The 12,851-nt window shown below is 64.2% G+C and carries 16 protein-coding genes; 5 read left to right on the forward strand and 11 right to left on the reverse strand.

Annotated features, from left to right (window positions below; genetic code table 11):
* Positions 1-53: 53 nt before the first annotated feature.
* A complete protein-coding gene (locus QQK95_RS27940) occupies positions 54-1,307 on the reverse strand; it encodes an aspartate kinase (RefSeq protein ID WP_284277651.1) in 1,254 nt (417 codons plus the stop codon).
* 247 nt (positions 1,308-1,554) lie between these two features.
* Here QQK95_RS27940 and QQK95_RS27945 point away from each other — a divergent pair, with 247 nt between their 5' ends.
* On the forward strand, positions 1,555-3,393 hold the full coding sequence (locus tag QQK95_RS27945) for a CHASE3 domain-containing protein (RefSeq protein WP_284277789.1): 1,839 nt from the start codon (positions 1,555-1,557) through the stop codon (positions 3,391-3,393).
* A gap of 18 nt (positions 3,394-3,411) precedes the next feature.
* On the opposite strand, the gene QQK95_RS27950 is transcribed toward QQK95_RS27945, so the two are convergent.
* Complete coding sequence (locus QQK95_RS27950; protein WP_284277652.1) at positions 3,412-3,981, reverse strand: putative glycolipid-binding domain-containing protein; 570 nt, start codon at positions 3,979-3,981, stop codon at positions 3,412-3,414.
* Between the two features lie 182 nt (positions 3,982-4,163).
* On the opposite strand from QQK95_RS27950, the gene ubiG reads away from it, so the two are divergent.
* A complete protein-coding gene (gene ubiG, locus QQK95_RS27955; RefSeq protein WP_202361558.1) occupies positions 4,164-4,913 on the forward strand; it encodes a bifunctional 2-polyprenyl-6-hydroxyphenol methylase/3-demethylubiquinol 3-O-methyltransferase UbiG in 750 nt (249 codons plus the stop codon).
* A 12-nt stretch (positions 4,914-4,925) separates the two neighbouring features.
* On the opposite strand, the gene QQK95_RS27960 is transcribed toward ubiG, so the two are convergent.
* Positions 4,926-5,432: a flavin reductase family protein gene (locus tag QQK95_RS27960; RefSeq protein ID WP_284277653.1), complete on the reverse strand. Its 507-nt coding sequence runs from the start codon at positions 5,430-5,432 to the stop codon at positions 4,926-4,928.
* A 13-nt stretch (positions 5,433-5,445) separates the two neighbouring features.
* Positions 5,446-6,570 carry an LLM class flavin-dependent oxidoreductase gene (locus QQK95_RS27965; protein ID WP_284277654.1) on the reverse strand — a complete coding sequence of 375 codons (1,125 nt, stop codon included), beginning with the start codon at positions 6,568-6,570 and terminating at the stop codon, positions 5,446-5,448.
* Positions 6,571-6,656: 86 nt separating this feature from the next.
* Here QQK95_RS27965 and QQK95_RS27970 point away from each other — a divergent pair, with 86 nt between their 5' ends.
* A complete protein-coding gene (locus tag QQK95_RS27970; protein WP_284277655.1) occupies positions 6,657-7,277 on the forward strand; it encodes a winged helix DNA-binding protein in 621 nt (206 codons plus the stop codon).
* Positions 7,278-7,283: 6 nt separating this feature from the next.
* Here the strand turns inward: QQK95_RS27970 and QQK95_RS27975 are convergent, their stop codons facing one another.
* A complete protein-coding gene (locus QQK95_RS27975; RefSeq protein WP_284277656.1) occupies positions 7,284-8,192 on the reverse strand; it encodes a DMT family transporter in 909 nt (302 codons plus the stop codon).
* A 97-nt stretch (positions 8,193-8,289) separates the two neighbouring features.
* On the opposite strand from QQK95_RS27975, the gene QQK95_RS27980 reads away from it, so the two are divergent.
* Positions 8,290-8,775: a MarR family winged helix-turn-helix transcriptional regulator gene (locus QQK95_RS27980; protein WP_284277657.1), complete on the forward strand. Its 486-nt coding sequence runs from the start codon at positions 8,290-8,292 to the stop codon at positions 8,773-8,775.
* Positions 8,776-8,779: 4 nt separating this feature from the next.
* On the opposite strand, the gene QQK95_RS27985 is transcribed toward QQK95_RS27980, so the two are convergent.
* Genes QQK95_RS27985 through QQK95_RS28000 form a run of 4 tightly spaced genes read right to left on the reverse strand, consistent with a single transcriptional unit; the run spans position 8,780 to position 11,174 of the window.
* Complete coding sequence (locus tag QQK95_RS27985) at positions 8,780-9,205, reverse strand: DUF1178 family protein (protein ID WP_284277658.1); 426 nt, start codon at positions 9,203-9,205, stop codon at positions 8,780-8,782.
* The gene (locus tag QQK95_RS27990) at positions 9,202-10,068 is read right to left on the reverse strand and encodes a carbon-nitrogen hydrolase family protein (protein ID WP_284277659.1); all 867 of its coding nucleotides are present in this window, start codon (positions 10,066-10,068) and stop codon (positions 9,202-9,204) included. The genes QQK95_RS27985 and QQK95_RS27990 overlap by 4 nt, the downstream gene beginning before the upstream one ends.
* A 10-nt stretch (positions 10,069-10,078) precedes the next feature.
* Entirely contained in the window at positions 10,079-10,348 is a 270-nt protein-coding gene (gene grxC / locus QQK95_RS27995) for a glutaredoxin 3 (protein ID WP_199644564.1), read from the reverse strand.
* 25 nt (positions 10,349-10,373) lie between these two features.
* Positions 10,374-11,174 carry a ComF family protein gene (locus tag QQK95_RS28000; protein WP_284277660.1) on the reverse strand — a complete coding sequence of 267 codons (801 nt, stop codon included), beginning with the start codon at positions 11,172-11,174 and terminating at the stop codon, positions 10,374-10,376.
* A gap of 65 nt (positions 11,175-11,239) precedes the next feature.
* On the opposite strand from QQK95_RS28000, the gene QQK95_RS28005 reads away from it, so the two are divergent.
* Positions 11,240-12,112, forward strand: a complete 873-nt coding sequence (locus tag QQK95_RS28005; protein ID WP_284277661.1) for a methyltransferase domain-containing protein — start codon at positions 11,240-11,242, stop codon at positions 12,110-12,112.
* 126 nt (positions 12,113-12,238) lie between these two features.
* Here the strand turns inward: QQK95_RS28005 and QQK95_RS28010 are convergent, their stop codons facing one another.
* Positions 12,239-12,418, reverse strand: coding sequence for a Flp family type IVb pilin (locus QQK95_RS28010; RefSeq protein WP_284277662.1), 180 nt, complete (start codon positions 12,416-12,418; stop codon positions 12,239-12,241).
* A 110-nt stretch (positions 12,419-12,528) separates the two neighbouring features.
* Complete coding sequence (locus QQK95_RS28015; protein WP_284277663.1) at positions 12,529-12,846, reverse strand: hypothetical protein; 318 nt, start codon at positions 12,844-12,846, stop codon at positions 12,529-12,531.
* Between the last annotated feature and the right edge of the window lie 5 nt (positions 12,847-12,851).

Consider the following 12,851-nt stretch of genomic DNA (forward strand, 5'->3'; position numbering starts at 1 on the left):
CCGGCGCAGTTTCCGCCGCTGCCGGCATGCGCGCAACAACTGATTCAGTCTTGCTACTGCTTATCCAGACCGTAGACGGAATGCAAAGTGCGAACCGCAAGTTCGGTGTACGGACCGTCGATCAGTATCGAAATCTTGATCTCGGAGGTGGTGATGGCGCGGATATTGATCGCCTTCTCGGCCAGAGCCTTGAAAGCGGTGGCGGCGACACCGGCGTGGCTCCTCATGCCGATGCCGATGACCGAGACCTTCGACATGCCGGCCTCCGACTGCACGACATCGTAGCCGACCTCGGCCTTCAGCCGGTCGAGCACGGCCAGCGCCTTGTCGACGTCGCCCGAAGGCACCGTGAAGGTCATGTCGGTGAACTTGCCGTCCTCGGAGATGTTCTGGACGATCATGTCGACATTGATGTTGGCCTCGGCCAGCGGCCCGAAAATGCCGGCGGCGACGCCGGGGCGGTCGCCGACGCGGCGCAGCGAAATCTGGGCCTCGTCCTTGGCGTAGGCAATTCCGGTGACGACCTGCTGTTCCACGATCTCTTCCTCGTCGCAAATGAGCGTTCCCGGAGGATTGAGCAAATCCCCCATTCCGGGCGCATCGGGATCGTCGAAGGACGACCGCACGAAAGTACGCACCCTGTGCACCATGGCAAGCTCGACCGAACGCACCTGCAGAACCTTGGCGCCGAGCGAGGCCATTTCAAGCATTTCCTCGAAGGAGATCTTGGCCAGCCGCCGCGCCTTGGGCTCGATGCGCGGATCGGTGGTGTAGACCCCGTCGACGTCGGTATAGATGTCGCAGCGGTCGGCCTTGACCGCTGCGGCGATGGCGACCGCGCTGGTGTCGGAACCGCCACGTCCGAGGGTCGCGATGCGGTTGTCCGGCCCGATGCCCTGGAAGCCGGCTATGACCGCCACCTGGCCCTCGCCGAAGCGCTTGATCAGGAAGGCGCCGTCAATGTCGAGGATGCGCGCCGCGCCATGCGCGCTGTCGGTCTTGATCGGGATCTGCCAGCCCTGCCAGGAGCGGGCATGCACACCCATGTTCTGCAAGGTGATGGCGAGCAGACCGGCAGTGACTTGTTCGCCGGAAGCGACGACCGCGTCATATTCGCGTGCGTCGTGCATCGGCGAGGCCTCGCGCGTCCAGGCTACGAGCTCGTTGGTCTTGCCGGCCATCGCCGAAACCACCACTGCGACCTCGTGGCCGGCATCGACCTCGCGTTTGACGTGACGCGCCACATTGCGGATGCGGGCGATGTCGGCGACGGAGGTTCCGCCGAATTTCATCACGATACGCGCCATGGAAGCGAAATGCCTTTGACTGAAGCCGGCTCGGGGCCGAAAACGAAGGAAAGCGCCCGGCTGGCGCCGGCCGCTGAATGCGCGGCCTCCTTAGCCAAATGCTTTGGGTTTCGCAAGGCTGGCAGCAGAATGCCGGCTTCAAGAAGACGGTATATTGCCATCCGGCGCCGCGCCGCTTACCAAATGCTGCCCGCGGGGAATTCCTTTTGGTTCGGCATAACAGATGATTGCTCGTCTTCGGCGCGCCATGCGGTTGCAATCGCTGCCGCTTGTTGCCGGCTTCGCCGTGCTGGCATTGATCGTCGGCACCCGTGCCCTGCTGGTCGAGGGACAAAGGGCCAATCGTGCCGCCGCGCGCGAGACAATCGAATACCAGCAACAGCTTTCAGGGCTGCTTTCATTGGCGCAGGATGCCGAGGCCGGCCAGCGCGGCTATCTGCTGACCGGCGAGAAATCCTATCTCGAACCGTACCAGAAGGCTGTCGATGCAATCCCGGGGCAACTTGCCCGCATCGATGCCATGACATCATCCAACGATCAGCTCGCCCCGCAGATCAGCCACATCAAGGACGCACTGGCGCAAAAACAGGCTGAACTGTCCGAGACGATCGCCCTCTACGACAAGGGCGATGCGTCGAAGGCGCTGGAACTGGTCCGCAGCGGCCAGGGCAAGGCCGCCATGGACGAGATCCGCGCCAGCATGGACACGATCCGGCGCATCGGCGCCGCCGACATCGCAGCGCGCGACGAGCACACGGACCAGGTCGAGGCCTGGCTGCGTGTCGGTTCGCTTGCGGCCCTCGTCGCGATCTTCCTGCTCGGTGCCTACACGATCCGCCAATCCCGCCGCCGCTTCCGCGAGGTCGCCACCGCCCAGGAAGAGCTGATGCGCAAGAACATCGAGCTCGGCAACGAGATCAACACGCGCGAGAAGGCCGAATCCCAGATCCGCCAGATGCAGAAGATGGAGGCGGTCGGCCAACTGACAGGCGGCATCGCCCACGATTTCAACAACATGCTGGCGGTCATCCTCAGCGCCATGAACCTTGCCCAGCGCAAGCTGAAGCGCGGCGAGAATGACATCGAGAAATTCGTCGAGGCTGCGACGGATGCAGCCGGCCGTGCCGCCAATTTGACCTCCCGGCTGCTTGCCTTCTCGCGCCTGCAGCCGCTTGCTCCGCAGGTGGTCGACACCAACCGGCTGGTGACTGGCATGTCCGACCTTCTGCACCGTGCGCTGGGCGAGGGCATCCGCGTCGAAACCGTGCTGGCGGCCGGCCTGTGGAAAACCCACGCCGACCCCAGCCAGATCGAGAACGCCATCCTCAACCTTGCTGTCAACGCCCGTGACGCCATGGACAATGATGGCAAGTTGACCATCGAGACCGCCAACAGCCACCTCGACGACGCCTACGCCGCGACACATGCCGAAGTCACGCCAGGCCAATATGTGATGATCGCGGTCACCGACACCGGCACCGGCATGTCGCCCGAGGTCATCACCAAGGCGTTCGACCCCTTCTTCACGACCAAGCCGGTCAACAAGGGCACGGGACTTGGGCTGAGCCAGGTGTTCGGCTTCGTCAAGCAGTCGGGCGGCCACGTCAAGATCTACTCCGAACCGGGCCAAGGCACGACGATAAGGATCTATCTGCCCCGGTTTTTCGGACCGGAGGAGCCGGCGGCACGCGCCGGGCATGGCAAGAGCACCGCCAGGGTCACCGAAACGATCCTCGTCGTCGAGGACGACGCCCGCGTGCGGGCCGCTACGACAGACGCCATGCGCGAACTCGGCTATACGGTCATCCATGTTGGAAGTGGCCAGGAGGCCCTTCAGAAGCTGGCGGCGACATCGGACATCGCGCTGCTTTTCACGGATATCGTCATGCCTGCGATGAACGGCCGCAAGCTCGCCGAGGAAGCGGTCGCACGCCAACCCGGCCTGAAGGTCATATTCACCACCGGTTTCACCAGGAATGCCGTCGTCCATAACGGCGTGCTCGACCATGACGTGCACTTCCTGGCCAAGCCGTTCACCATCGAGCAACTCGAAGCCAAGCTGCGCGACGTGCTGGACGCGAAATAGGCCGCGCCGGGACTTCCTTCAGCCTGACGCAGCCACGTTTGTCCACAGGCCGGGATAGTCGACGACGAAGCCGTGCGGCGAGATACCAAGGATCTCGTCATAACCGAACATGGGCGCGCTGTAGGCGTAGCGGGTGCCGTCGAGGCGCCGATAGCTTTGCTCGAGACGCACCATCTCAAGCGTTGGAAAGCTCAGATAGGCGGCTGGAGCGGGCGTCGTCTCGCCGATGCCGAGGTCGAACCGGCGGATCGCCAGCAGGTTCGATGCCGGCGTGAAGCCGAGGTCGACGTCGACAAGGCCGGCAACGTCCCGCTGTGGCTCGCCGTTCAGCGTCCACTCGCCGTCGGAATGTCGTTCAATGGCATAGTGCAGCTCGCGCATGCCGAGAAAACCGTCGACCCGCGCCGATCGCGTGCGCCAGCCGGCGTCGCAAATCACCTCATAGGCAAGGCAGCATGGCTTGCCGTCCTGGACGAAGATGGCCTGCCCCTTGAGGCTGTGCCCGTCATCGGCTTGCGAAAGCAGGCAGGCGTCGTGGCCCTCCACATCCAGCCGACGCCAAAGGATCGAGGCCGTCATGGCCGACATTGCGCACTCCCTCGAATCCAAACGATGCCCTTCATTCGCCCGCCACGCCAATTGTGTTTCACCGCCGCGCGCGACAGCTGACATGCCCTGACAGGATGCTTCGGCCTGTCGGTACGGGAAAATTGTTGCCTTGACTTTCGCGCTCCCACGCCCGACTTCCTAGCGTTCGAGGAGACCAATCAATGCCAGAGCCCCGACGATCGACGATCGATGCCGGAGAAGTGGAACGCTTTTCCGCCCTTGCCGCCGAATGGTGGAATCCGAACGGCAAGTTTCGTCCGCTGCATAAGTTCAATCCGGTCCGGCTTTCCTATATCCGCGACCAGATAGCGACGCGCTTCGGCCGCGACCCTCGTGCGGCGCGGCCGTTCGAGGGACTGCGCATCCTCGATATCGGCTGCGGCGGCGGTCTTTTGTGCGAGCCGATGGCGCGGCTTGGTGCCGAGGTCGTGGGAGCGGATGCCTCCGAGACGAACATCGAAGTGGCGAAACTGCACGCGGCCGAAGGCAATGTGATCGTCGACTACCGCGCCACGACGGCTGAGGACCTTGCCGACGCCGGCGAGACTTTCGACGTCATCCTCAACATGGAAGTGGTCGAGCACGTCGCCGACATCGACCTGTTCGTCGCCAAATGCGGGCAGATGGTCCGGCCCGGTGGCATCATGTTCGTGGCCACCATCAACCGCACGCTGAAGGCGCTGGGCCTCGCCATCATCGGCGCTGAATATGTGCTGCGCTGGCTGCCGCGCGGCACGCATCAGTTCGGCAAGCTGGTGCGCCCGGAAGAACTGGAGAAGGCGCTCGGCGGCGCCAGCCTGACGATCATCGACCGCACCGGCGTCACCTACAATCCGCTTGCCGATCGTTGGGCGCGGTCGAAGGACATGGACGTCAACTACATGGTGCTGGCGGAAAAAGGATCCGTCTGATCCGGTCTCTCGCTACTCAGTGTTGAGCGCTCGGTAGCCGCCCCGCCAATAGATCAGCGCCTGGCCGGCATCGCGGGTGCGCACCGCCTCGACCGAACCGATGACGATGGAATGCGTGCCGCGGTCGATCATCTCGTCAAGGCTGCAGTCGAAGGCGGCCACGGCGTCGGAAAGCAGTGCGGCTCCGGTCCTCAGCGTCATCCATTCGGCGCCCCCATAGCGGTCCTTGCCCTTGATGCCGCCAAAGCCGGAGAAACGCTCCGCCACGGCTTGATGCTGGGGCCCCAGCGAATTGACGCCGAAATGCCGGTAGCGCTCGATAACCGGCCAGGTCGATGACGAGCGGTTGACGCAAGCGATCACCTTGGGCGGCTCGGCCGACAGCGAGACCACCGAAATGACGACAAGGCCGGAACGGTCGTCGCCGACACCGGCGGTGATGACGCTGACATTGCCGACGATGAGCCGCATGGCGGCACGGAAGTCGGCGACGCTGACCGGACCTTCTGCCATGGACATTGCCTCTTCGCGTCTAAGCCGCCGACTGCATCGCGGGCGGCGCGATGCGAATGCCTCTCTCTTCGAGGATGGGTAGCACGGTGTCGCGGAAATAGGGGAATTCCTCGACATAATCGACGAAGGACAGCGTCGAGCCGCGAAAACCCGCCGCATGCAAGGCGGTGATCCCGTTGGCGACCTGCTCGGGCGTGCCGGTGAGCGGGAAGCCGCCATGGCCCGCCGCCATGCGGTCGCGAATGAGCGCCAGGAGATCATGCGGGAACGACTGCGCATGGGCGAACTGCAACCGCACCAGATTGTCGACCGCCGCCCAGTCGGCGTTGGCGCGGCCGAAATGTTCGAGATAGTCCTTGGCTTCCTTTTCGGTCGGCCGGCAGACGACATGGGCAAAGGTCAGCACGTCGACATCGCTGCCGGCGGCCCTCGCCTGCTCCTTCAGCGCAATGATCTCATCCTTGGAGCGCGCCAGGTCGATTGCCGGCGTGAACAGGAAATCGGCGTTGCGGACCGCGAATTTGCGGCCCTCCTCCGACCCGGCGGCATTGAGGATCGGCAGCCGTGACGACGGGCGCGGATCGCCAAGCACATTTTTGAGCTTGAACCAGGTGCCGTCCCAGTCGAAGGCTTCCGAGCGCTGCCACAGCGCCTGGACGACATCGAACCATTCCTGGGCATAGCCGTAGCGCGTGACATGGTCGTCGGGCAGCGTCAGGCCAAGCGCCTCATATTCCGGCTTGTTCCAGCCGGCGACGATGTTGAGGCCGATCCGGCCGCGGCTGATCTGGTCGATGGTCGCAAGTTGCTTGGCGACGACGACGGGATGGTTGGCCGCGGTATGGGTGGTGGCGAAAACCGTGATGTTGCGGGTGAGCGCCAGAAGGCCGGCCGCCCAGGTGATCGTCTCCAGCACGTTGCCGTGGAAATTGGTCTCGCCGCCATAGCCGATCCAGCGCGCGATCGGCAGCATGAAGTCGATGCCGGCCTCGTCGAGCAGATGCGCCAGCCGCAGATTGTTGTCCCAGGAACTTTCCCAGCGCTCGGGAACCTTGGTGACGGTCATGCCGCCGGAACAATTGGACGCGAAAGTGCCGAGAAAGAAGGGCTGCGCATGAGGCGCGGTCTTGTCGAGCATGCTCATTGGCGGTGTTCTCCTCATTTTTAATTATAATTTATAATAGAAAGTCTATCATAAATTCATGTGGACGCAATCACCAGGATCAGCGCATGCTGATGGCAGGGGACAGGCAGATGAACGAACGGCGCAAATCTCTGGAAACACAGGCCGAATTGCTGGATCGCGGCTGGCATCTGGCGCGCACGCCGCTGGAGATCGACGTCACCGAAGTCGAGTACGCGCTGATGCGCTCCTACGAGGCATTCGGCCATTGGCAGGCTGAATGCCTCGCCACGGTGATCGAGTTTTCCGCCAGCGGACCCGAGAACGCGCTGCTCCACATCATCCGGATGAACGACCGCCCGAAAAGCGTTCGCGATCTTGCCCAGATGACCAACCGCGACGACATTCCCAACATCCAGTACAGCCTGCGCAAACTGCTCAAGGGCGGCTTGATCACCCGCACCGGCAGCGGCAGGTCAGGCGTCACCTACGAAGTGACACCGCTCGGGCATCGCGTGACCGAGCGCTATGCCGACATCCGCTCCGTCCTGCTCATCGATGCCGTGACGCGCATTCCCGAAATGGCCGACAAGCTTGAAGATGTCGCGCGTATGCTCGAACTGATGACCGGCATCTACGAACAGGCGGCGCGGGCCGCCGCCACGCACCGCCGCCGGCATCCAAGGCCGGAGCCCGGCAGCGGCGCCGGCGGCGGCGGAAAGCTATGACGACGTTTACGCAGGCTGCGGCTTCGCGACGGCCTGGCTCTGCGCCTTCGTGGTGATGAAGACGCCGGCGGTGATGATGACGGCGCCGGCCCAGGTCAGCTGCTGATAGTGCTCGCCAAGGAAGATGGTGCCGGCAAACAGGCCGACCGCGGCCGCCACATAGCCGATCTGGCTGAGATAGACCGGCCCGCCGACCGCCTGCAGCCGGAAGAAGAAGGCGAACATCGCCGACGCCGATGCGACCTGCGCGATGACGATCAGCGGTACGCCGCCGAGCGGCGCGAAGGCCTTGATGCCGAACAGAGCGAGAATGCCCGCGAGCAGCAGTGTTGCCGACGCCAGATGGCTGCCGACGGCAAGCTCGATCGGGCCGGTGCCTTCCGGCCAGTCGACGGTGCGGTAGATGTTGCCGGCGGCAAGGCTGACCGGGATCAGCAGCCCGGTCACCACCCAGAACAGATCGGCCGGCTGGCCGGCCTCGCCGCGCGTCACCGCCACCATCACGGCGCCGGCGAAACCGACGGCTATGCCAATGATGCCCAGCATGTTCGGCCGCCGAACGCGCAGCAGGATCGAGAACACCAGCGTGACGACAGGCGACAGCGTGAACATGATGCCGGTATAGCCGGCGCCCAGATGCGGGATGGCCGAGAACATCAGGAGATTGGGGACGGCATAGGAGACGGCCGCCGTGACGAAGAAATAGCGCAGTTTGTGAGCGGTGAGCCGGACGTGCTCCCCGCGCAGCAAGAGCACGCACAGCAGCACGCCGCCGGCGCCGAGCGAGATGATGAAAGCCCAGACCATGGCCGGCACGCCGGCTGCCGTGGCGAGCTTGCCGAAGGGCAGTGTCAGGCCGAGCAGGCTGCCCGTGACGACCAGCAGGCCGAGCGCCGAATCCCAGAGAAGTTTCATGATCGAACCCTGTCGTGCGTGGCCTCTTGGCCGGCATTGTATCTTGCGGTAAGATAATGGAAAGATTCTTAACGTCAAGATATTTAGTGGTAAGACAATGGATAGGGCAGCGCGAGCGATCGAGCAGTGGAAACGAGAGCGGCCGGACCTCGATGTCTCGCCGATGGGCGTGCTCGGGCGATTGAACGAAGCCTCGTCGCTGATTGCGCGCGATCGCCTTGCGCCGCTGTTTGCGCGATTCGGATTGCAAGCCGGCGAGTTCGACGTGCTGGCAACGCTGCGCCGGTCAGGCTCACCTTACGCGCTGACGCCGACCGCTCTCTACGAGGCGACGATGGTTACCTCGGGCGCCATGACCAATCGGCTCGACCGGCTGGAGAAGGCCGGATTGACCCAGCGCGGCCCGCACCCCAACGACCGGCGCGGCATCGTCGTGCAGCTTACCGAGAAGGGTCTCGCTTTGATCGACGAGGCCCTGACCGCCCACGTCGCCAACGAACACGAAATCCTCGCGGGCCTAAGCGACGCCGAACGGGAAACGCTTTCGCACCTGCTTGAGAAATTGATAGGCAGCGTGAGCTGAACGTTCAGTTCCGATCGTCCGGAAACACCGGGATCGGCATGAAATCGACGCCATCCTCGGCCAGGCCCTTGGCCTCTTCCAGCGTCGCTTCGCCGTAGATGCCGCGTGGGTCGGTTTCGCCGAAATGGATTTTTCGCGCTTCCTCGGCGAATTTGTCGCCGACATAGTCGGCATTCTCGCGCACCTTCTCGGCCATCGCCTTCAGTTGCGCCAGGGCTTGCTTCTGCGCCTCGCCCATGGCGAGCGCTATGGTCTCCTGCTTGCGCGCCGTCGAAACGGCCGGCGCCATCAGGGCCTTCTCTACCTTGTGCGAGCCGCAACTCGGGCAATCGACAAAGCCGCGCTTCTTCTGGGTGTCGAAATCGTCGTTGCTGCGGAACCAGCCCTCGAACTCGTGCTCGTTGTCGCAGATCAGGGAAAAGCGGATCAAGAGGCGGCACCCCGCAGAAGCGGCGCGTCCACCGCGCCGGCATTGATGGTGAAATCCCGCGCATTCTTCAAATTGGGGATCTTCTTGCGCGCCGCAACCGACTGCGCCGGGTCGATCTCGGCGACGATCACAGCGGGCTCGTCATGCGCGGCTTCGGCGAGGATGCGCCCCCATGGATCCACGATCAGCGAATGGCCAAACGTCTCGCGACCATCCTCGTGCAGGCCGCCCTGCGCGGCGGCGACGACAAAGGCGCCGTTCTCGATGGCACGCGCCCTCAGCAGCACATGCCAATGCGCCTCGCCGGTCTGGCGGGTGAAGGCGGCGGGTACGGTCAAAACATCGGCACCGGCCAGCGCCTCGGCGCGGAACAGCTGCGGGAAACGCAGGTCGTAGCAGACCGCAAAGCCCAACCTGGCGCCCGCAACCTCGGTCACGACGGCCTCGGTGCCGGGTTCATAGGCGGCGGATTCGCGCCAGCTCTCGCCATTGTCGAGGTCGACGTCGAACATGTGGATCTTGTCATAGGTGGCCAGCGTCGCGCCGTCCGGACCAAACAGCAGCGCCCGGTTGGCGAGCTTGCCGTCGCCGCGCAGTATGGCGGTGGAGCCGATATGCAGGAAGACGCCGAGTTCGCGCGCCAATCCGCGCGCGGTCGCGACGATGATATCCTTGTCCTCGGAGGTGAAGGAGGCGGCACGCGCTTCCTTGTCGCGGATCAGCGCCCCGGTCATTTCCGGCGTCTGGATATAGGTCGCGCCCTGCCCTGCCGCTTCACGCACCAGCCGTTCGAGATCGACGGCATTGCGCTCGGGGCTTTCGCCTGAACGCATCTGGATCGCCGCAGCCTTGAAAACACCCATCAAAATACCCTCAAATCGTCGCGCCGTTGGCGAGCAGTCTGTCCAGCCGGCCTTCGGCCTCCAGCTCATGGAGATCGTCGCAGCCGCCGACATGCGTGTCGCCGATGAAAATCTGCGGAAAGGTCGTGCGGCCGTGCGCGCGCGAGATCATCTCCTGGCGCAGTTCCGGCGAAAACGAAGCGTCATGCTCGGTATAGGTGACGCCCTTGCGCTCCAGCAGCCGCTTGGCCGCGGTGCAGTAGCCGCACATCATCCGCGTATAGATCGTGACATCGACCATGATGAATTCCGCTTTGGTTGCCGACTTATATAGTCGCGGACTCGTCCGCCCGGAAGTCCCCCGGCAGCACACGCGCGAAGGTCAGCACGTCGACGGCGGACGCACCGCCCCTTTTCAGCGCCTTGGTGGCTGCGCGCACGGTGGCGCCCGTGGTGTAGACGTCATCGATCAGAAGCACCCTGCGGCCGGCGATCTCGATCTCCGCCTCGGCCGGCACGCGGAAGGCGGCCCGCACATTCTCCTCGCGCTCCTGCCGCTCCAGCCCGACCTGCTGGCGGGTGAGCTTCACGCGCCGCATGGCGGAAGGCGCGAAAGACAGGCCGCTGAGGTCGCAAACCGCGCGCGCCAGTTCCGCCGACTGGTTGAATCGCCGACGGAAGAAACGCCGCCAGTGCAGCGGCACCGGCACCACCACATCGGCCTCGGCGATGAGATCGGCGCCTGCGCGCACCATCCAGCGCGCCATCCAAGGCGCCAGATCGGTGCGATCCTGGTATTTCAACCCTTGCACCATCTGGCGCGCAACGCCGGAATAAGCGACGGCTGCCCGCGCCCGCTCGAAGGGCGGCGGGTCCGCGATCGCCTCGGCCGACAGGAACCCCTCGCCCATATGATGGGTGAACGGCGTGCCCATCACCGGGCACCAGGGCCGCTCCAGCAGCCGCAGCTTCGGCCAGCAGGCGCCGCACAGCACGCCGGGCTGCGAGACATGCCGGCGGCAACCGGCACAGACCGGTGGAAACAGCATGCGCGCCGGCCAGCCGAGGGCCGATCGGGCAAGGTTCCTGATCCCGATGGACTTGATCTCTGGCATCGGATCGGCCACGTGGTTGGTTCTCCGCACCGAGTGTACCAAGTGTATCAGGGCGTGGACAAACAAGGATCCGCCCGTTGCAGCCTATTATGGATACCTCTTTGTGGCTGGCGCACAAGCGGCGCGCGCTCAGCCATCCGGTCGACGGTGCCGATTTCCTGATGAACCGCGCCGCCGAGGACCTTGCCGACCGGCTGGGCGCCGTCGAGCGCAGGTTCGGCAAGGCGGCAGTGCTGTTTTGCCAGACGCCGGCCGCGGCCGGCGTGCTCGCCGCGAGCGGCAAGGTGGCGGATATCGCCCGCGTCGAGGCGGACGCAGTCTTCCTGACGGGTGCTGCCGGCATGGTCGCACCGCTGGAAACCGTACCCTTCGAGCCGGCAAGCCTCGATCTGGCGGTGTCGCTTCTGTCACTGCAGGCGATGAACGACATTCCCGGCATGCTGATCCAGATCCGCCGCGCGCTACGGCCGGACGGGCTCTTTCTCGGCGCCTTCGCCGGCGCCGGCACGCTCGGTGAGTTGCGTGAAAGCCTGCTTGCGGCCGAGACCGAGCTTTACGGCGGCGCCAGCCCGCGCGTCATCCCCTTCACCGACGTGCGCGATGCCGGTGCGCTGCTGCAGCGCGCCGGTCTTGCCCTGCCGGTCGCCGATGTCGAGACCGTGACGGTGCGCTATGCCAATTTGTTTGCCTTGATGGCCGATCTGCGCGCCATGGGCGAAACCAGCGCACTCACCGACCGCAGCCGGCGGCCGGGCGCACGCCAGCTGTTTGCCCGCGCGGCGGAAATTTACGCCGAACGGTTTTCCGACGCCGACGGCCGCGTAAGGGCAAGTTTCTCGATTGTCTGGATGTCCGGCTGGGCGCCCGATGCCTCGCAGCAAAAACCGCTGAAGCCGGGTTCGGCCAAGGTCTCGCTGAAGACGATACTGGAGGCTCCCGACGGGCAATGACCGGCGTTAGAGCAATTCCAGGAAAAGTGTGAGCGGTTTTCCATCCGGAATTGCGTCAAAACAAAGAGTTAGAGTGGTTCGCCGTTTCCATGAAACGGTGAAACGCTCTATGCGCGGACAGCCGGATCAGGGTGCGAAGGCGTTCGCAAGCCGGCTGCCATTGTTGCTGAACAGCCAGGTGATCGAGTTGAAAACCTGACTGATGCCGGCGACGATGGTCAACGACAACACAGCGACGATCAGGCCATATTCGACCACCGTGGCGCCGGTCTCGTCCTTCAGAAATCGCAGCAGCACCGCTTTCATGACCTCAACCCCTCTCGCCAGGATATTACCGCCGATCTGTTAAGAAAGGTTAACGGCAAAGACTTAACAGGCGGTGAAACGGCCGCCCTTCCGCAGATATCTTAACCATGTCAGCAGTCGCCGCTGGTTCTGCCATCGGAGCCGATGATGCAGACCGAATCGGGCTGCGCCTGCAGCACGCTGCGGCGCACCGTATAGGTGGTGCGATGGGTGATCGAGCCGGTGGCCGTCATGTCGAGACCGCCGGGAAAATCATCGCGCGCAGATTGCGAGCGCGTCTGGCTGTCGAGGAAAGGAGTCGCGATCAGCGCCAGCGCCACCGCGGCCGAACCGAACAGCAGCGTGACGCGCAGGATGCCCATGCCCGCATCGGCGGCACGAAAGCCGCGGTCGGGCCGGATCGAATCCCAATCCCTGTCCAGGCTCATCCTAT

This window comes from Mesorhizobium huakuii, assembly GCF_030160235.1.
Classification (GTDB): domain Bacteria; phylum Pseudomonadota; class Alphaproteobacteria; order Rhizobiales; family Rhizobiaceae; genus Mesorhizobium; species Mesorhizobium huakuii.